Below are 18,956 nucleotides of genomic sequence, written 5' to 3'. Positions count from 1 at the left end.
TTTTAAAAAAGTGGGAAATTATGCAAGTTATTGACTCTAAACTTTTGGATAGTGATGGTCAGATAAAAGATGATCTTTTAATATCCGAGCTTAAAAGTTTTTATACTAGCGATAAGTTTGGAATTATAGCAGCGTCATTAGAGCTTCTGAAAAGCAAGAGTGCCAAATCAGTACGTCATCCAACCGGTATTAGTTCATTTTTATATGCTATCGAGATGGCATATATGCTTTTTAAAATCAAAGCAGATGAAGAATCAGTATCAGCAGGTATTTTATATGAACTATATAATTTTGGTGATATATCTGATGAAGATGTTGAGCAAGCTACTAATCAGACAGTAGTTAAAATTTTGCAAGGTACTCGCAAAATGTCAGCTATTAGAATGTATCGTTCAGATAATATTTCATTAGAGCAAATAGATACTTTTAGAAAAATGCTTTTGACAATCATAGAAGATGTCAGAATCGTTTTAATTAAGATAGTTGATAAATTATGTACTATAAGGCATCTAAAGTCATTAAATAGTAATACACAAAGAGTTATAGCTAGAGAAACTCTAGATATCTATGCACCATTAGCAAATAGGCTTGGATTAGGGGCTGTTAAGTGGGAGTTAGAAGATAGAGCTTTTTTCTTTTTGAAGCAAGAAGAATATAAAAAGATAGCTAAGAGTCTAGGTTTTACACGTAAAGAAAGAGAAGAGTTTCTTAATCATGTTATCGATGAGTTAAAGCAAATACTTAAGAAATATGGTTTGGATGCGGGCATTCAGGGTAGAGTTAAACATATATATAGTATATATAAAAAGTTCAAAAACAAAGGTTATCAAAATATCAATGAGCTGTACGACATTACAGCGGTTAGGGTTATAACAAATAATGTTGACGAGTGTTATAAGGTACTAGCTGAAGTTAACAATCTATACTCGCCTATTCCTGAAGAATTTAGTGACTATATCGCGAATCCTAAATCTAATGGTTATAAATCTATACATACTGTTGTCAAAGCAGGTCAGCAGAATATTGAGGTTCAAATTAGAACGCACAAAATGCATGAGGAGTCAGAACTTGGCTTTGCTGCGCATTGGCGTTATAAAGAGGGTGTTAAGTTTGATGCATCTTATGAAGCTAGAGTGGCATGGTTAAGATCTCTTCTAGAATGGGAAAAAGAAATCAACGAAGATGATAGTCAAATTACAAAAGAGCTTAATAAGAGGCTTTATGTATTCACACCTGCTAATGAGTTAATTGATTTGGCTGAAGACTCTACAGTTCTTGATTTTGCATATTCAGTACATACAATGGTTGGTCACCGTACTAAAGGTATTAAACTGAATGGTAAGATAGTTCCATTAACAACAAAGTTAAAAACTGGTGACAAAGTTGAGGTTCTGACAGGAAAGGAGCCAAATCCAAGTAAGGATTGGGCCTCAGAGAGTCTAGGATATTTATCTTCTGCTAGGAACAGATCTAGAGTAACTAAATGGTTTAATGAGCAAAACAAAGAAGATAATATAGTTCTGGGCAAAGATAGGCTACTTAAAGAGCTAAAAGGCTATGATCTTAAAGAAATTGATTTTGTAGAAGTAGCAAATAAGTTTAATATGAAAAGTGGCGATAGTTTATTTGTTGCTGTTGAGAGCGGTACTGTTAGAATCAATAGTATTGTTAATCATATAATTGATACGTATTCAGCAGAAGAAAAGCTTGTCAAGAAGCAAAATAGAGCAAATACAGCCAAAACTAAAATATCTAAAGTTCTAGTATCAGGATTTAACGGTATGAAGTATGAAATGGCAAAATGTTGTCAACCAATTTATCCAGATGAAATTGAGGGCTATATGAGTGTCTCAAAGGGAGTCGTTATACATACATCAAGCTGTCCTAACCTAAAACATTTAAAGGAAAAAAGTCCAGAGAAATTTATAGAAGTTAACTGGGATGAAGAGTAGTAATAAAAAAAGAATGAATTATTATTTTCCTCTGTAGTTTCCAGTGTTTTTTGCTTGTTGTAACCAACCATTTTTGATGTAGAAAGTTACTTCATTTGTTGATTTAATTTTGCTACCGTTAGCTGTTTGTCCAGCTATGCTAAGTCTGTTTTCTCCAGGTGTTGGTCTAGCAATTTTCCACTGGCCATCTTCGAATGTTGCTGGCATAACAGTTCCATTAATTATAAAAGTTGGCTTGTCATCAGCAGCTATGGCAGGATTTGTCGATATAGCTAGCTTATCTTCTTTGGTGAAAATATTAGCATCATTGGCTGGAGAAGTTATTTGTACGCTTAGATTCCCAGATTGTTGATTCTCTTCTAATACTTCCTTATTTTTTTCAGCTAAACTAGAATTATTCAGTTTAGATATATCATTTTGATTGATTTTTACAGGCTTGCTAGAATTGATATCTTTAGTGGCTTTGGTATCAACAACTGTAGGTTGGCCAACCTCAATAATTTTGTAATCAGTACCATCACTAGGCTTTTCTTCCGAAAATACGACAGTACCACTCTCAGAGCGCCATGAATAAATAGTAGTGTCGTCAGCGGCTTGTGCAAGAAATATAAAGCTAAATCCTGACATAAGAGCAGTTAAAATAATTTTATGAAAGTTAGACATTATTGAAATCTCAAATTTTTAGCTATCTTAAAGTATATATAAAATTGACAATAATCAAAAGCCTAGATAGATTAATTTATCGACCTAGAACTTGACGTCTGAAGAATTCCGAGTCATTGGAAGTAATGATTTTATGATCTTTAGTACTTCCTCTAACAGAGATTGTAACAGGCCCTGGGTTTGGTCTGTTGATTTTCCATACTCCATTTTCAAAGTGAGCTGGATAAGGTATGCCATTCACTACAAATATCGGATGATCTTCCGCAGTTAATGTTGGTTCTAAAACTATAGGTAATTTTTCATTATGCACAAATCTATTTTCGCCATTTGCAGGAGAAATTACTTTTACTTTTACAGCACCTGATTTATTTGTTTGGGCTTGGCTATCGGTTTGAGTATCATCAGAGTTTAAATATAAGTTGTTTTGTTTTAATGATGCAAGTTGTTGCTCTACGGGTGATTTTTGATGAATTTGGTTCTTGTGTGTTACTCCAACTTTTTCATATTCCTGATCAAAGACAGGAGTGGCTTGAGAGAATACTACTGTACCATTGGGCGCTTTCCATGTGTAGACGAAATCATCTTCATTTGCATATAGAATACTATTAGTGAGAGCTAATAATATTAGTGGATATAAGTATTTTAAATAAATCATAAAACAAATAAATTTTAAAACTTTATATTTACAATTATATATGTTTATACTACATCAATTAAGAAAAAGTTTTACTAATAGTATGATTACATTAAATTATGTTATTTATGACTGTATAGCTAATGCCTGTTTATTAGGATTGGCGATTTTGCTTTATAAGAAAAATAAATATGCTTGGATATTTATGCTTGCTAGTTTGATTATAAAGGTCTTTATTTATGGTAAATATGGGATTACAACCTCATTTATCTACTTATCAGCACAGATATTAACAACTGTGGTAGCTGGATATATTTGGCTCAAACAATCTAACTATACTAAACCGACTCAAAAAGTAAGATTGCTAGCGATAGTTGCTAGTTTGATTGTCCTATTATTATGGGTTGGTGTGATGTATAAATATGTTAATCCATATATACTCGATTACGAGTTATTATTTGGCTTTGATTATCTATGCTATATGCTAGTTGTAATAGGAGCTATATTTGTTGCACTTAGGTTAGCTATAGGGTTATTATTTTTTTCTGTAGTATTTATTAGCTATGCTGTTAATTATGCAAATTCTGCGATGGTTATTAGTAATGCGCCTCAAAATATAAGAGATTTTATTCCATATTACTGGGTATCAGCTGTACTTTTGTTCATTGCTGGAGTTACCATTGTAGCAGCATATACAAACGCTAAGAGAAATGTTTAATACAGTTATAGACTGTATACATCAAATCTATTTGTTTTACCTTTAAGTTGAGATGTTGGTTTTTCCCCAGATAAAAATTCAGCATTGATTGGTCTTTTGACAATAGCTTTTTTAGTTCTTTTTGCTTTAATAATATTTTCAAGTAACTCTGCATTTGAGCATTCTTCATTAAAAGCAATTTTATGTAAAATTTGCATAGCTTGTTTAACTTTAGCGCTTTTGCGACGGGTGGGAAACATAGGATCAACATATACACAATCAAATAAGATCTTGCTGGTTTGTAAGTAAATGTTACTATCGATATTTATTAAATCTATTCTAGCAGCAATTTCACTTAGCTGCTTAGATTCTTTAGCTCTATTTAGAGCATCAGCTAAGAGTAGGTAGATATAAGGATCTTTTTCTAACGAGGTTAAAGAGTGGCCTCTTGCTGCTAGTATAAAAGAGTCCATGCCTAAGCCAGCTGTGACATCTAAAATATTAAGTTTATTTTTGCTTCTTCCTTCAACAGCTTGTATAACATTACATTTTTTTGTCTTCGGATTGATACGATTGAGTAAATCTGGGCTTGAAAAATCAATATGTAATAGTTGATTATCAAGATTTAATTTGAGAATTTTATCTTCAATATAAAGATATTTACTGTTATCTAAGCCAATAGTATTTTCAAAACTATCATCTAGCTGGTCGATATATTTAGATGTTATAGAATCTTTTATTGAGAGTTTATTCATTTATTTAAGTTAGTATATATCTTTAAATATTTTATCATTAGTTAAGATATATATTTTATATTAGTATACAGAGTTTTTTAACTATTATTTAGAATACAGCCTTCACCACCAATTCCAAACTGGGTTAGTGTACATGCTTTACTTAAATTGCCAGCCGCTTGTAGATAGCTTTGATTGCTAGGGTTATAGCATAAGAGCTTTGGATAATTTGGGTCTTCTTGGATACATGCTTGCATGCTATTATAGGTTTCAGCACAGTTAATTTTTTGATTAAGTTTACCATGATTACCTAAATATGCTCCCCAGCCATGATATGGAGTATTATCGTTATTAATAATAAAACTACCAAGATTAGCTTGAGCTGGGCACAAGTACAGAGTTTCATTTGTTGGTGTTGGTGTTGGTGTTGGTGTTGGTGTTGGTGTTGGTGTTGGTGTTGGTGTTGGTGTTGGTGTTGGTGTCACACTATTATTAAGAATTTCAAGTAAGTATTTTGATAACTCTTTAGCGTGTTGGAGTGCAAAGGCGGTAGTTGGATGGCCACTTCCTGTGTTATCAATATTATTTGTATTGCCACGGGTATCAACAAAGCAGCTTATCTGTTTACCTGTGTAGTTGATATTACTAATATTAGCACTAACATAAGGACAGATATTTTGATAATTATTGCTATCACCATCACTAACTATTTCACTTATTGCTTGCCAGTAGTTGTTATAATCAAAACCATATGGTGTTGAAATAAAACCCCATAGATCTAAAACAATCTTTGCATCTGGGTTTAACTCTCTAATATCTTGAATAAAGTTAATTAGATTATCTTGATATTGTTTTGGTGAGTAATTCCATACTTTGTCATTTGTACCAAGATTAATAACAACTATATCAGCATTTTCTTCTCCTGGAGATAATTTACCAACATCACCAGCACCATAACCATAATTGATATGATTATAATAATTAAACATACTTGAATTCCACCAGCCATTATTTAACACACCAATACCTGATAAAGCAATAAAGCTTGGGTTAATACGATATTTTGAATTGAGCTCAAGTTGTTGGATTGTCTGAAAGGCATAAGTCATCTTAATATTTGCATAGCCATTATTGCCACTTTCTCCGCCATTATTATTAGCATCTTGTAAGCCAGCAGTTATAGAGTCTCCATAAAAGACAATTTTCCTAAGTGGTTTTGTTGAGTCAATAAGTGTGGCGTTATTTAGTTTGATCTTACTACTAATAGTTGTGGGGTTATAGTAAACAGCATATTTATTTGGAGCTTCATTAAGCTGTACGATTCTAACTTGATATTTTTGTCCAGTTATAAAGCCATTTTGATTTGTAAGATTTAATTTAAATGTCTGTAGAGGCTGAGTTTTTGTTAGATGTAGCACTGGATTATACTCAAGCTTAGTATTATTATGATAAAAAAATGCCTGAAACCAGTTATCTGTAGCACCACCTTTATTTTCTGATTTAAAGTCGATATCGACACTAGCATTATTACTAGTTGGTGTGAACTCAAATGCTATACCAGTTCCTGACCAATTAGTTACTGTATGTGATTGATTGGGCAGCACTCTACCAAGATAAGTTATTTTATTATTAAGCGTTTCACCTATAACTAGTTGAGTACTAAGAACTAATACCAAAGCTGCTATATAATAAGAACTAAATAGTTTGGATTTAAGATTTTTCATACAAGAAGACCCCCTTAACGTCCTATATCTTATATCTTATTCTGCTATATAATAAGAATTAAATAATTTAGATTTAAGGTTCTTCATGCAAGCCTTATTTAATGTACTATACTTAATAGCCTTACATAGTATTCAGATTTTAATAAAGATTATTTTTTTTTCGCTCTTGGATGTGCTTTATCAAAAACACTTGCTAACTGTTGGAAGTTTAAATGTGTGTATATCTGTGTACTAGAAATATCAGCATGACCAAGTAAATCTTTTACAGCAAGTAAGTCTTTGGATGAGTCTAAAACATGGGTAGCAAAAGAGTGGCGTAACATATGAGGATGTATATGTTTAGTTGCATATTTTTGTGCAAAGATCTCAATACGTTTTTGGATTGATCTATTTGTTAAATGCTCACCATTTTGTGAGATAAAGAGATAGTTACATTTTGGATTATAAGCATCTCTGATATTGAGCCATCTGTCTAAATTTGTTAATGTTTTGTTACCAAAGTATGCAATTCGTTCTTTATTGCCTTTACCAATTACACGTATACTTTTTTGATCTATATTGATGTCTTTTAACTCTATAGAAGCTAGCTCACTAAGTCTTATCCCACAACTATATAAAAGATCAAATGATGCAATATCTCGAGCTTCTATATTATTGGTTGGTTTGATATCTAGTAAATATGCTAACTCATCTGTATTTATAGCTTTTGGCAGTTTTTTGCTATTTTTAGGTGCTTTGATACCTGTTGTAGGATTGTTTTGTATAATTTCATTATTTACTAGGAAATTATAAAAGCTTCTAAGAGAACTTAGTTTGCGTTGCAAGGTTGAAGATGAGTTACCTTGAGCGTGAAGCTTCTTAATCCATGCTAGAATATCATTATTTTTTAATTGACTTATATCTTTGTTATTATCAATTGAGTCATTTAATTGTACCAAATCTCTGCGATAATTATCGATGGTTTGTTGTGAATAATTTTTTAGGTAAAGTAAATTGTCAAGAAAACTATTAATGTGTTCAATATTCGTCATTATTTAACTAGATAACTACACACAGTATTACTATTACACCAGAAAGTAAAGAAATTAGCCATAGGCTTTTATGAGTTGATATCTTATAGTTAAAGCTCTCTCCAAGGCTATTTATCTTAAACGCCATAAGAGCGGGCATAATCATCAACAAAACAGCTATTGATAGGCCAACGCAGGTCATAGCATAAATAAATATATCAGGATCCATTTGATTTATTATCAGTGGTATAGCAAAAGTCAAAATTGTTGCTATAGAATATCCAATGACCTTTTTTGTTTTATATAATTTATATGTGTCTAAGTTAAAGTGGAATAAAGATAGATTAACACTTAAAAAGGATGTCATAATAGCGACATAAGTGAAAATATGAAGTACTGCATCAGTTGTAGGGGTTTTTACTTTATCTCCTAAAGTTTTAAGGATGTCACCGATATTGGCTTTATCAACAGGTATATGGTTAAATATCGAGTCCATAAAGCTTACGGGACCATGTAAAGGTAAGACACCTAAGATAGTAAATACCCAAATTATATATAATATAAGAGGGATAATGCTACCAATTATAACTATGCGTTTCATATCTTTGGCATTTTTGCCAAGATAGTCAGAAAGCGCAGGGACTATAATGTGTGATGTAAAAGAGGTTGTAAAAACTGGAATTGCAATAATTAGAGAAACTCCCAAATCAACTGGAGCAACAAAAAGATTAGGGACTTCAATGTAACTATTAAATACTACACATAAAATAACTAGAACTAGTATTTTTAGTATTATAAAAAACCTATTGGCATAATCAACAAACCTTGTTCCTAAGACTACAATGCTTCCAAAAATAACTACAAAGATTAAGGATGATATCTTTTCATCAAGATTTGGAAATGATGATGATAATGATGAAGCAGCAGCTGATATATATGCCGTACTAATAAAATACATTAATACTAGGAAGGCTATACTAGCTACAATGCCTCCAGCTTTACCAAGGTATTTTTCAGCAATAGTTTTAAAGCTACTACCATAAGGCATTGAGCAAGAAATATCTGAGATAACGACAGCAGTATAAGTCATTATACTCCAGATAAGAATTATAAGAATAGATCCAATCACAAAACCAAGTTTAGCAGTTATAATAGGTAGTGCGAGTATTCCTCCTCCTATCATAGTACCTACTATGATCATTATTGATCCTAAAATTTTGATGAAACTATTCTCGGGGTTATTCATATACTACTCTTAACTTAGTGTGCTGGTTGTTGAGATTGATTTGCTTTTTTTTGCATGTATATAGCATCAAAGTTGATTGGTGCTAGATTAAGAGGTAAAAAACCACCTTTAATTATAGACGAATCAATAACTCTTTTCGCGTAAGGGAAAAGAGTATTGGCACAGTATGTATTAAGTACTGATTCAACCTGTTCCTCACCCATGCCAGTGATTGTGAATATGCCAGACTGAGTAACTTCAGCTATATAAGCGTTAGATTGCTTATTTTTGGTTGTTACTGTAATTGTTAGGTCAAGTTCAAAAGTCTCATCATTGATTTTCTTTGTGTTTATATCAATATTAAAATCTGAACTAGGATCCCACTGATCTTTAAAACAAGCTGGAGAATTAACTGTTTCTAGTGAAACATCTTTTGTGTACACTTTTTGAATTAAGAAAGAAGGTTGATTTTCATTGTCTTGCATAGTTTTTCCTAAGACTTTACAAATTTATATTTAAGAAATTATAGCAAATTGAAAAAGTTTATATAACTAAATTAGAGTTTTTTTAATTCAAAGAGAATATTTAATGCTTCTATAGGAGTTATAGTATTGATATCTATGTTTTTAAGCTTGGTTTTGAGTGTGTTTTCATCGTCTAATATTAGTTCAAGTTTGAGATTTTTCTGAGGTTGCTTCGGTGAGCTTGGTTTTGATTGGTTTTTTTCTAAGTCACGTAGATTTTTCTTTGCTGACTCTAAAACATCTGCTGAAATACCTGCTAGCTTAGCTACTTGGATTCCGTAAGATTTTTTAGCAGCACCGGCTATTGCCTTATGCATAAAAAAGATATCATCTTTATATTCTTTTGCTTCAAAGTGTATGTTTTTTATATTTTGATACTGGTTAACTAATTCTGTAAGTTCAAAATAGTGAGTGGCAAAAAGAGTGAGTGAGCTTATTTTTGCAAATTTTTCAGCACAAGCTTTCGCAAGAGATAAACCATCAAACGTACTTGTACCTCTACCAATCTCATCCATGATCACTAGTGATTTTTTAGTTGCGTTATTTAGGATATAGGCAGTCTCTGTCATCTCTACCATAAAAGTTGATCTACCACTAGAGATGTCATCTGAAGCACCAATTCTGGTATATATGGTATCTATGTCACAAATGTCCGCATAATTAGCTGGTACAAATGAACCGATATATGCCAGAAAAACAAGCTGAGCAACTTGGCGCATATATGTGGATTTGCCGCCCATGTTGGGTCCAGTTATTATTTCTAGTGTATGAGTGTCTGCAGTTAATAGCGTGTCATTAGGTATAAAAGGTTCATCGATATTTTGCTCAATTGCTAAATGACGAACTTCTTTTATGTCGAGTTTACCAAGTTTATTAAACTTAGGTTGATTTAAGTTTAGTTTGATAGCTCTTTCTGCAAAGTTTGTTAACACATCTATTTTTGCAATACTTACTGCAGTTTCTTGGATTTGACGGTAGTACTCTAGAACTTTATTTAATAGAGTATCGTAGATAAGTTTCTCTCTAGCCAAAGCCTTTTCTTTTGCTGAGAGAATTTTATCTTCAAATGTTTTAAGTTCATCAGTGATGTAGCGTTCACTTGCTTTAAGAGTCTGGCGTCTAATATACTCGGTTGGAACTCTATCTGCGTACTGTTTTGATAGCTCTATGTAATAACCATGCACACGGTTGTAGCCAACTTTTAAGGTGTTTATACCTGTTTTTTGTTTTTCTTGTGCTTCAAAGTTAAGTAAAAAACCGTAAGAATTATCTTTTAACCCTTTTAGTTCATCGAGCTCTTGATCAAAGCCTTGTTTGATAACACCTCCATCACGAATGGTCGCCGGAGGATTATCTATAATAGCTTTATCTAGTAAGTCTGTGAGTTCATCGATTTGATGAATATGATTATTTATATTTATAATTTCATCTGTATTTTTTTGATTAAGTAAATCTTTAAGTTTAGGTAGTTGTTCAAGGGATGTGTGAAGCGAGACTAAATCTTTGGGTTTTACTGTTCCTAGAGCAACACGTGAAATTATTCTTTCAATATCATTTATGTAAGAGAGGACTTCTTGGATTTTTAGGAAATAATGCTGTTCTTTAAAGGCTTTTATAATATTGTGACGAGAAGATATTTTATTTAGATCTCTAGTAGGATTTTTAAAGTATCTTCTTAAAAGTCGACTTCCTAGACTGGTTTTACATTTATCTATTATGTTTAAGAGGCTACTTTTTGAGTTGTTGTCTAATTCTAAGTTAGTTCTACTATTAGCATCTATTTTTAGTGTGTTTTGGTCTTCATCTAAGCAAATATCTGTTATATGTTTAGGTGTGTTTTTTAGTGTACTTGTCAAATAAGCAAGTATTGATCCGATTGCTATTAACTGCTCTTTTTTATAAAGACTTAAAATGTTGTTTGTAAAACTTTTATCAAAGGAATTAGTTATATGTTTTTTTGTTTCAAAATCACTAAAGTACCATTCTTCTAAAACTTTTGTTGGTTTGTCAAAAATATTTTGTTCAGCAAGACCTTGGGAATTGGTTACTATTTCTTGTGGCGAGAGTTTCAAAATTTGGCTTTTTAGTTCAGAGAGGTCTTTTATAGTATTTGTTAAGTATATTTTACCTTGAGTATAGCTTGTGTATGCTATGTGATATTTATCACTTTTTTTATAGATGCTTACTAAGATACTATCTTGATTACTATCTAAAAAAGCTTCTTCTGAAACTGTTGCTGGAGTTATTATTCGTGTTACTTGCCTGTCAACGGGACCTTTCGACGTGTTTGGATCACCTACCTGTTCACATATAGCGATCGAAAGTCCTTTTTTGACAATCTTAGCTATATAGTTTTCAGCAGCATGATAGGGAACTCCAGCCATAGGTATCGATTCACCATTAGACTTACCACGTGCTGTAAGAGTAATATCCAATAGATTTGCAGCCTTTTTCGCATCATCAAAAAAAAGTTCATAAAAGTCACCCATCCTATAAAATAGTAATATATCTGGATATTGAGATTTAATTTTTAGATATTGTTGTATCATAGGTGTGTGATTAGAAGTTTTTTGCATAGCTGTTAATATTCAGATTTCAAAATTTTATGTTTGAGATTATATTATAATTAACTACTATAACAAACCTTCAAAATGATTCGTTGTAGCTTTTTTATTTTGTTAAAATGCTTTAGAATATAATCTAGCTATTTTTACGAATTGATTTGTATTTAGAAAGGAGAAAGTAATGAATTATTTAGACTTTGAGTCAAAGATAAAGGAAATCGAAGATAAAATTACGTCATTATCTCATGTGTATGAAGATGATAAAACAGAAGCTGAAATTAAGAAGCTTGGTAAAAAAAGACTTGAGCTTATGGAGTCAACTTACTCTAAGCTTACAGACTGGCAGGTAGTTCAGCTATCTCGTCATCCAGATAGACCATATTTCAAAGATTTACTATCACTAGTTTTTACAGATTTTCAAGAACTACATGGCGATAGAGCATTTGGTGATGACTTAGCTGTGATTGGTGGTTTAGCAAAATTAAATAATAAGCCTGTCATGGTTATAGGCCAAGAGAAGGGCCGTGATACTAAAAGTAAGATTAAGCATAACTTTGGTATGATGCATCCGGAAGGTTATCGTAAAGCGCTAAGACTTATGAAATTAGCTGAGAAATTCAACATGCCAATCGTTACTTTTATTGATACTCCAGGTGCGTACCCAGGTATCAAAGCTGAAGAGCGTGGTCAGAGTGAAGCAATCGCAAGAAACTTATTAGAGATGAGTGCGCTTAAAGTTCCTGTGGTTTGTATCGTGATTGGCGAAGGTTGTTCTGGTGGGGCGTTAGGTATAGGTGTTGGTGATAGATTACTTATGCTTCAATATAGTTACTTCGCTACTATCTCTCCTGAAGGATGTGCGTCAATTCTACATAAGACAGCTGAAAAGGCGTCTGAAGTTACGCAAATGATGAATATAACTTCAGGTCGTCTTAAAGAGTTAGAAATAGTTGATGCAGTTATTCCAGAGCCGTTAGGTGGAGCGCATAGAGACTATGATACAACAGCCGCTAATATCAGAAAAGCAGTTGCTGCAGAGTTGAAAGTATTGTCAGAAATGACTGTAGAAGAAAGAAATGCTAAAAGATATGATAAATTAATGTCTTTTGGAAGATTCAAAGAAGCTTAATTTTCTCAATTTTAATCTAATTTATTTCAATGCTTCTGAAAAATATAAGATCGCAGGCAGGATTTGGTATTGTAGAATCAATGATTGCTGCTCTGATTTTATTATTTGTTTTATCATCAGGATTTATCTTATTAAATAGTATTCTTGTGAATATAACTCTTGAAAATAGGAAAGATGAGATAGCAACTCTTCTTGATGAAAGAGTTAGTATATATCGTCTTACAGGAGTATTTGATGATTCTAAGACAGATGATGGCATAGAGTTTATAAAAACTGTTGTTTTAGAGAAAGAAAATGATATAAGGCCGGAAGAAAAAAAACAGCCTGTGAATAGATTTAAATCACTAAGTGTATCTGATATCAAAAAAATGGCAGCAAAAGCTGATAAGAAAGCAAAAAAAGACGCTGCTAATAGTGTCGATATTGTATACAAGGTAGTAAATATTGCGGCAATAGATGATCAGATGGGAGTGGCTGATAGGGTCAAAATTATTGAGCGAGATATAAAGGCTGATGGTGTTGAAGAGAGTTAGAAAGTGTGCAGGCTTTAGTTTGCCAGAGCTAATGGTTGCAATGGTTATAGCTGCTATAGTGATGGGTATGGCTGTTGGAATATATATTGATATGAAAAAGCAATATATAAGGCTCAGTGATAAACATAGAATAAACTCTGATCAACTATTGATTAAGCAAATTTTCTATAATGCAATCGGACAAGCAGGCTTTACAACTAAATATGGAGACATATATCAACAGCTTGTGGATAACTCAGGGGATAACTTTGGAGATATCTTTGGGAAAATGGGTATAGTTACAATTGGTAAGTCACCTGCGCAAAGTTTTGAAAGCCTTCCTAAAGGATTAAGTATGCCTGTTGAGCTATGTAAGGAACGAATGCTAAATGATGAAGCTCTCAGAGATATGAATATTGACGAGGACATTCACTGTGTACAGCCTGAGAGTGATTTTTTAATGATTCAAAGAAGTAGCTTAGATTCCACTTTAAAGTCAAATTCATCAAATAATATTTTTAAAGTAAATGAATTTCAAAAGGATACATTGCCTGAAAAAGATCTTTCTATGAATGATTACTTGGTATTATGTAACTCATATGAATGTGATCTTGTTAAAGTTGGGGCTGTTACGTATGATTTTGTTTCTACGACTAAGCGTGTAGAAAGTAAATTTAAAATTGGTGATTACGTTGGTAAGTATATATTAGAGGTATTCTTTGTCGCATCTACTAATAAAAAAGACAAAGATGGTAATGAAATATACTCACTGTATGAATATGTGAAGCAAAATGCAGACGATTCACAAATATATGAATTAATAAGTGATGTGACTGATTTAAAGATTGAGTATGTTTTAAATTCAGATATTCAACAAGGAAATGCTAAGATAGACTGGAAGTCATTGAAAAAAGAGCTTGTGAATATAAAAAGTGACTCGACTGCTGCACTTAAAATCTCTTTTAAAGTGGCCGGTCAAGAAACAAGTAAAATTTATCTATTAGGCCAAGATTAGGTGGGTATATGAGAAATAGACTAAGCCCAAATATGAATGGTTCAGCATTGTTAATGGCCTTAATACTTTCGTTTGTGATTATGATAATGCTTGGAGGTCTTTTATACACATTCAAGATGGGAATGTTAACTACCAAGAGTATTATCAGAAATAGTAGTGATAAAGTTCTAGGAGAGACGTACCTTTCTAAAGCAAAGGATGATATTAATTTTACAAAATCTAGTGAGTTTGAAATTGGTAAGAGTAAATTTGAAATAACTGTCGATGACGATGATATATCATCATTCTATCCAGCTATGATAAATGCTGAATTATTTCAGTCACAGGAATACAATAGTTATGATGTTATATACAAAGCTTTTAATCAAGGAACAAAAGTAGATTTAACAGAGAGAATTATTTATAACGCGCTTGCAGCTAATACGTATCAAAACTTTGATGGTGATTATACCCCAATAAATGTTCCAATGATAAATCCAGATTCAGTGACTAATTATCAAGCAAGAAGCTATCGTCTAAAGAGTGATGGTAGTATTGAAAATTCACCAAAAGGGTTTATTGGATTTGTAGAAAAGCAAAATAAGCAATTGAATATCTTTACAGATAAGGCAAAAATAGGAGTGCCAATTCCAGATAGTATGGGGACTGACTATAAAGTTAGGATAGGTTGGAACCTTGAAAAAGGGAAATGGACTTTATATTTGTTGTTATATGATACTGATAAATTGTTTACATCAAATATAGAATTAGAAAAATTGCTTAGTGACGATGTGAAAGGGCTTGAGAAAGACAATAAAGCAATAGGTGAAGAAATTGGAAATTGGCAAGCAGTTTTGGTTGGTAATGGAAAGGGTCGATCCTCATCAGGAGCACAATTTGTAAAAGATAATATACTTGGAGTGGTTTGGTATTTTGACAATAATGATGGTGCTCCAGAAATAATGTTGGTAAGAAAAGATAGTCAGAAAAAAGGTAATAGACAGGTCTTAGAAGTTTATTATTCAGAATATTCTACAACAAATAAGAGTTATATACTTAAGTTAGCAGAGAAAATTAACTTTAAAGGCGATTTGGATGAGGATAATATAAAGCTTCTAGTACCTGATATGTCAAATAATTTAGAAGCTAATATGGTTTTAATATTTCATCCTAATAACCAAAGTAAAACTCTTATGGGAATAAGTGATTTTAATTTTAATGGAGATCATAGGGTCGGTAAAAGTCTAGATACATATATAGATGGTGAAAGCTTTGGCAAACCTGTTATAGTTTCTAAATCTGATGAGTCGATGTATATCATAACGTATGAGCCAAATAAACTTCATAGATATGAATATCAAAAAGGTTTTGGTAGTTTTGTTAGTTTAGATTTTGGTTCTAATGGTTTGGAAAAAGAGTTTAATTTTGAAGAAAATGATAATCTAAATGTTGTAGTAGGGCTTCCTAAGAAAAAGAAGAATAAGCCTAAAAGGCTTGGTGGAGACAAAAGTAAGAATACGGAAGATCAAGATGATAATGGTATCCAGCTAGTTATACCTAAGTTTGGTTATCTGTTTGTATTTACACCAGATAAAGTTATGCAACTTAATTATGATTTTGATGTACTTCAAGAGGTTGATTTAGGACCTCAATCTCCTCAGATTCTTGCTGATTTTGATGCTGTCAAAAATACTGTTAACAAAATATATATTCAATCAGAAGCTTTGGACTTTAAAGCACAAGAAATGAAAGATGAAATAGGTGATGAAGCACAACCTGAAGATAAGTCAGAAGTTAATGATAAGTCAAATAAATCTAGGAGTAGGTCAAAATCTATTTCTGAAAGAAAAAAAGAGCAAGCAAACAGAGGTAAGAAAGCTGAAGATGAGGTAGAACCTGCCGCTCCAGTTTATTTGGAGAGTAAATATCTTTATCCATTAGGAATTGTTAAGGAAGTTAAAATATGAGCATGCTAGAAAATATAAATACAGAAAAAAGGAATTCAAGGAGCTTTAATCTTGATTCGATGTCAGTCCAGGAATCTGTGAATTTAATGATAGATGAAGAGTATGGTGTGATTGAAGCATTAAAAGAGCAAAGTTTAAATATTGCTAGGATAGTTGAGGTTACATCACAAGCTTTGAAAAAAGGTGGTCGGATAATATATATAGGTGCCGGAACAAGTGGTCGATTAGGAATACTCGACGCTGTTGAGTGTCCACCAACATTTAGTGTTGATTATAACACTATTATTGGATTAATCGCAGGTGGCGAAAAAGCTTTTATTCAAGCTCAAGAGGGTGCAGAGGATAATCCTGATTTTGGTAAAGCAGATTTACTAAAAATAGATTTGACAGATAAAGATGTTGTAATAGGTATCGCAGCTAGTGGAAGAACACCTTATGTTATAGGGGCTCTTGAGTACGCAAATTCTATCGATGCTACTACTATTGCGATTAGCTGTACTAAGCAAGCTAAGATATCTAGTTATGCTGATTATAATGTCGAGGCAGTACCTGGTCCTGAGGTTTTGACTGGATCAACTAGGCTTAAGGCGGGAACAACACAAAAACTTATTTTAAACATAATATCAACGTTATCTATGGTATCGGTTGGCAAGGTGTATCAAAATTTGATGGTTGATGTTAAACCAACCAACGAAAAGTTAGTTGAGCGCTCTAAGAATATTATCTGTGAGGCAACAGGAGTTGATTATGTGACAGCCCAAGATTTTTATATGAAAGCTAATAAGTCTGTAAAAGTCGCGATTGCAATGATATTAAATGATTGTGATTATGAACAAGCTTTGGCAATATTAAAGAAGAATAATAACTTTATAAAGAGTTAATATGAGATTGTTTATATTATTTGTTTTAGCATTAGTAAGTTTAGATGGATACTCTGCCGTTTATGAGTTGCATAAAAATGGGGTGCCTGAGTTTACCAATACTCCATCAAAAGGAGCAATTAAATTAGACTTAGCTAATGACAATGTTACTGTGGTAAATGCAGACGACATTCCAAAGCAAATTGTGTGGCGTAATAATCAGCAACAGCAGGGTTATGCAAACTATTCACAACCTTATCAAGATACACTGCAGTCTGCTTTCCCTGAAGAGTTTACGGATAATTATTTTGATTTTTACGGCAGAGATTATCAATATCATAGTCTAATGGCATCAAATATGGGCCAAAGTATGTATTCTGAAAATGGAACTAATAATAGACGTTTGCGCAGTAGCTACTAAGTACCATAAAATTCTAAAGTTTAGATATTAAAAAAATTACTTTAATTGTTCCAGAGATGTATTTGCTGCTTGCTTAGTTGGATTGTGAGGATAAATCATATTTAAAACTATCTTCAGCGTTGAGCCCTGAGCTAATATTGATAATATCACGACAGTATAAGTCATACTGACTATAACATGGCCCTCATCAGGTAGTGATAATGCTAGAGCTAGGGATATTCCACCCCGGACTCCAGACCATGCAACAAGTATATTATCCCTAGCAGATGCTCTGGAGAGTTTTTTATCTATAACGGTTATAGGGATTGAAATGCTGATTAATCTAGCAAATGTAACTATAAATATACCAGCAGCACCCACCCAGAAAGCGCCATGATCAAAAGGTATGCTAGTCAGTTCAAGACCTATCAGTATGAATAGAAATGAGTTCAGCATATTGTCAATAATCATCCAAAACTTATCAATTTTTTCTACCTGGTTTGGGTGAGTTTTTTTGCGATCAGAAAGGCTGTTACCTATAACTAGGCCAGCAACAACCATAGCAATTGGTCCTGATACATGTAGGCTATGAGCTATTACATAGCCCATACTAGCTATTGCTAGTGTTACAAATATGGAAGTTTCTGAGTCATCATTTGTTTTTAGGAAGATTAAAGCTACTTTTGCAAATATATAACCAAGTAGTATTCCTCCACCTGCTTCAATACCAATCTGTTTGGTAATAACCCAAATATAGTTAACACCAGGGCTAGTTATTCCTTGACCGAAGTCTCCTCCACTACCAAAAAATACAATGTTTGAAAGTATTACAAATAATACAATACCAGTAGCATCATTAAATAATGATTCACCTACCACACGCGTTTTGAGATGTTTAGGAATTGACTTATTGCCGGCAAGGGTACTAATGACTGCTATTGGATCCGTAGGTGAAATAAGTGCGCCAAACACCAAACAGTATCCAAAGCTTATATCAAATCCAACTAACAAGCAGAATCCATAGATTAGAATGGCTGTTGTTAGAGCAGACAAAATTAAACCAATACTGGCAAGTCCAAATATAGCTTTCAGCTCTTTTTTTAGATCAATCATATTGAAATGCAAAGCATTTGCGAACAACAGGAAAGACAGCATTCCATCTAAGACTGTTTTTTTGAAGTCAAAACTAGATAGAGCAACTACTAAAAAGTTCGATGGACTAAGAAAAGATGCACATAGTGCCGAAAAGGTTATTGATAGTATAGTTAGTCCTATTGCTTTTGGTAGTTTCAGAAATTTTGTATTGATGTAACTCATCAATGCAGCTACAACAGTAAGTAAACTAAATAAAAAAAACTCACTCATAT

Annotated in this window: 17 protein-coding genes; 8 read left to right on the top strand and 9 right to left on the bottom strand. The window is 32.6% G+C overall.

The features are described 5' to 3' along the window. Positions 1-20 precede the first annotated feature (20 nt). A complete protein-coding gene (locus tag F3D59_RS05260) occupies positions 21-1,952 on the top strand; it encodes a RelA/SpoT family protein (RefSeq protein ID WP_146420787.1) in 1,932 nt (643 codons plus the stop codon). Between the two features lie 21 nt (positions 1,953-1,973). Here the strand turns inward: F3D59_RS05260 and F3D59_RS05255 are convergent, their stop codons facing one another. Together F3D59_RS05255 and F3D59_RS05250 are read right to left on the bottom strand one after the other, a co-directional pair. Then, positions 1,974-2,615: a DUF4124 domain-containing protein gene (locus tag F3D59_RS05255; protein ID WP_150464072.1), complete on the bottom strand. Its 642-nt coding sequence runs from the start codon at positions 2,613-2,615 to the stop codon at positions 1,974-1,976. 76 nt (positions 2,616-2,691) lie between these two features. Further along, positions 2,692-3,270 (bottom strand): DUF4124 domain-containing protein, encoded by a 579-nt coding sequence (locus F3D59_RS05250; RefSeq protein ID WP_150464071.1) that lies wholly within the window; start codon positions 3,268-3,270, stop codon positions 2,692-2,694. Positions 3,271-3,352: 82 nt separating this feature from the next. Between F3D59_RS05250 and F3D59_RS05245 the strand changes: the two genes are divergently transcribed. Further along, positions 3,353-3,967 carry a hypothetical protein gene (locus F3D59_RS05245; protein ID WP_150464070.1) on the top strand — a complete coding sequence of 205 codons (615 nt, stop codon included), beginning with the start codon at positions 3,353-3,355 and terminating at the stop codon, positions 3,965-3,967. 5 nt (positions 3,968-3,972) lie between these two features. Here the strand turns inward: F3D59_RS05245 and F3D59_RS05240 are convergent, their stop codons facing one another. From F3D59_RS05240 to mutS, 6 genes are all read right to left on the bottom strand, one after another. Beyond that, positions 3,973-4,701, bottom strand: coding sequence for a class I SAM-dependent methyltransferase (locus F3D59_RS05240; protein WP_150464069.1), 729 nt, complete (start codon positions 4,699-4,701; stop codon positions 3,973-3,975). A gap of 77 nt (positions 4,702-4,778) precedes the next feature. Next, positions 4,779-6,404 (bottom strand): GDSL-type esterase/lipase family protein, encoded by a 1,626-nt coding sequence (locus F3D59_RS05235; protein ID WP_150464068.1) that lies wholly within the window; start codon positions 6,402-6,404, stop codon positions 4,779-4,781. 149 nt (positions 6,405-6,553) lie between these two features. Then, complete coding sequence (gene xerA, locus F3D59_RS05230) at positions 6,554-7,435, bottom strand: site-specific tyrosine recombinase/integron integrase (RefSeq protein WP_150464067.1); 882 nt, start codon at positions 7,433-7,435, stop codon at positions 6,554-6,556. Between the two features lie 7 nt (positions 7,436-7,442). After that, positions 7,443-8,660, bottom strand: a complete 1,218-nt coding sequence (locus F3D59_RS05225) for an amino acid permease (protein WP_013922495.1) — start codon at positions 8,658-8,660, stop codon at positions 7,443-7,445. 14 nt (positions 8,661-8,674) lie between these two features. Next, positions 8,675-9,124 (bottom strand): protein-export chaperone SecB, encoded by a 450-nt coding sequence (secB, locus tag F3D59_RS05220; RefSeq protein WP_013922496.1) that lies wholly within the window; start codon positions 9,122-9,124, stop codon positions 8,675-8,677. Between the two features lie 71 nt (positions 9,125-9,195). Further along, complete coding sequence (mutS, locus tag F3D59_RS05215) at positions 9,196-11,739, bottom strand: DNA mismatch repair protein MutS (RefSeq protein WP_150464066.1); 2,544 nt, start codon at positions 11,737-11,739, stop codon at positions 9,196-9,198. A gap of 169 nt (positions 11,740-11,908) precedes the next feature. Between mutS and F3D59_RS05210 the strand changes: the two genes are divergently transcribed. From F3D59_RS05210 to F3D59_RS05185, 6 genes are read left to right on the top strand one after another with little or no spacing between them, the layout of a single operon-like run. Then, a complete protein-coding gene (locus F3D59_RS05210) occupies positions 11,909-12,856 on the top strand; it encodes an acetyl-CoA carboxylase carboxyltransferase subunit alpha (protein ID WP_013922498.1) in 948 nt (315 codons plus the stop codon). A 29-nt stretch (positions 12,857-12,885) separates the two neighbouring features. Next, a complete protein-coding gene (locus F3D59_RS05205; protein WP_146420780.1) occupies positions 12,886-13,389 on the top strand; it encodes a pilus assembly protein in 504 nt (167 codons plus the stop codon). Continuing rightward, positions 13,370-14,383: a PilW family protein gene (locus tag F3D59_RS05200; protein ID WP_146420779.1), complete on the top strand. Its 1,014-nt coding sequence runs from the start codon at positions 13,370-13,372 to the stop codon at positions 14,381-14,383. The genes F3D59_RS05205 and F3D59_RS05200 overlap by 20 nt, the downstream gene beginning before the upstream one ends. A gap of 8 nt (positions 14,384-14,391) precedes the next feature. Continuing rightward, the gene (locus F3D59_RS05195; protein WP_150464065.1) at positions 14,392-16,329 is read left to right on the top strand and encodes a hypothetical protein; all 1,938 of its coding nucleotides are present in this window, start codon (positions 14,392-14,394) and stop codon (positions 16,327-16,329) included. Beyond that, a complete protein-coding gene (gene murQ, locus F3D59_RS05190) occupies positions 16,326-17,210 on the top strand; it encodes an N-acetylmuramic acid 6-phosphate etherase (protein WP_150464064.1) in 885 nt (294 codons plus the stop codon). The genes F3D59_RS05195 and murQ overlap by 4 nt, the downstream gene beginning before the upstream one ends. Position 17,211: 1 nt before the next feature. Next, complete coding sequence (locus tag F3D59_RS05185; RefSeq protein WP_150464063.1) at positions 17,212-17,610, top strand: hypothetical protein; 399 nt, start codon at positions 17,212-17,214, stop codon at positions 17,608-17,610. A 36-nt stretch (positions 17,611-17,646) separates the two neighbouring features. Here the strand turns inward: F3D59_RS05185 and F3D59_RS05180 are convergent, their stop codons facing one another. Beyond that, positions 17,647-18,954: a cation:proton antiporter gene (locus F3D59_RS05180; RefSeq protein WP_013922504.1), complete on the bottom strand. Its 1,308-nt coding sequence runs from the start codon at positions 18,952-18,954 to the stop codon at positions 17,647-17,649. Between the last annotated feature and the right edge of the window lie 2 nt (positions 18,955-18,956).

The organism is Francisella sp. XLW-1 (assembly GCF_008711455.1).
Lineage (GTDB): Bacteria > Pseudomonadota > Gammaproteobacteria > Francisellales > Francisellaceae > Francisella > Francisella salimarina.
This window is presented reverse-complemented; position numbering and strand designations above follow the sequence as displayed.

What these genes read in the sequence shown, in the direction of transcription:
- F3D59_RS05260 (WP_146420787.1), top strand. Translation starts at nt 21, where the DNA reads ATGCAAGTTATTGACTCTAAACTTTTGGATAGTGATGGTCAGATAAAA.
- F3D59_RS05255 (WP_150464072.1), bottom strand. Translation starts at nt 2,615, where the DNA reads ATGTCTAACTTTCATAAAATTATTTTAACTGCTCTTATGTCAGGATTT.
- F3D59_RS05250 (WP_150464071.1), bottom strand. Translation starts at nt 3,270, where the DNA reads ATGATTTATTTAAAATACTTATATCCACTAATATTATTAGCTCTCACT.
- F3D59_RS05245 (WP_150464070.1), top strand. Translation starts at nt 3,353, where the DNA reads ATGATTACATTAAATTATGTTATTTATGACTGTATAGCTAATGCCTGT.
- F3D59_RS05240 (WP_150464069.1), bottom strand. Translation starts at nt 4,701, where the DNA reads ATGAATAAACTCTCAATAAAAGATTCTATAACATCTAAATATATCGAC.
- F3D59_RS05235 (WP_150464068.1), bottom strand. Translation starts at nt 6,404, where the DNA reads ATGAAAAATCTTAAATCCAAACTATTTAGTTCTTATTATATAGCAGCT.
- xerA (WP_150464067.1), bottom strand. Translation starts at nt 7,435, where the DNA reads ATGACGAATATTGAACACATTAATAGTTTTCTTGACAATTTACTTTAC.
- F3D59_RS05225 (WP_013922495.1), bottom strand. Translation starts at nt 8,660, where the DNA reads ATGAATAACCCCGAGAATAGTTTCATCAAAATTTTAGGATCAATAATG.
- secB (WP_013922496.1), bottom strand. Translation starts at nt 9,124, where the DNA reads ATGCAAGACAATGAAAATCAACCTTCTTTCTTAATTCAAAAAGTGTAC.
- mutS (WP_150464066.1), bottom strand. Translation starts at nt 11,739, where the DNA reads ATGCAAAAAACTTCTAATCACACACCTATGATACAACAATATCTAAAA.
- F3D59_RS05210 (WP_013922498.1), top strand. Translation starts at nt 11,909, where the DNA reads ATGAATTATTTAGACTTTGAGTCAAAGATAAAGGAAATCGAAGATAAA.
- F3D59_RS05205 (WP_146420780.1), top strand. Translation starts at nt 12,886, where the DNA reads ATGCTTCTGAAAAATATAAGATCGCAGGCAGGATTTGGTATTGTAGAA.
- F3D59_RS05200 (WP_146420779.1), top strand. Translation starts at nt 13,370, where the DNA reads ATGGTGTTGAAGAGAGTTAGAAAGTGTGCAGGCTTTAGTTTGCCAGAG.
- F3D59_RS05195 (WP_150464065.1), top strand. Translation starts at nt 14,392, where the DNA reads ATGAGAAATAGACTAAGCCCAAATATGAATGGTTCAGCATTGTTAATG.
- murQ (WP_150464064.1), top strand. Translation starts at nt 16,326, where the DNA reads ATGAGCATGCTAGAAAATATAAATACAGAAAAAAGGAATTCAAGGAGC.
- F3D59_RS05185 (WP_150464063.1), top strand. Translation starts at nt 17,212, where the DNA reads ATGAGATTGTTTATATTATTTGTTTTAGCATTAGTAAGTTTAGATGGA.
- F3D59_RS05180 (WP_013922504.1), bottom strand. Translation starts at nt 18,954, where the DNA reads ATGAGTGAGTTTTTTTTATTTAGTTTACTTACTGTTGTAGCTGCATTG.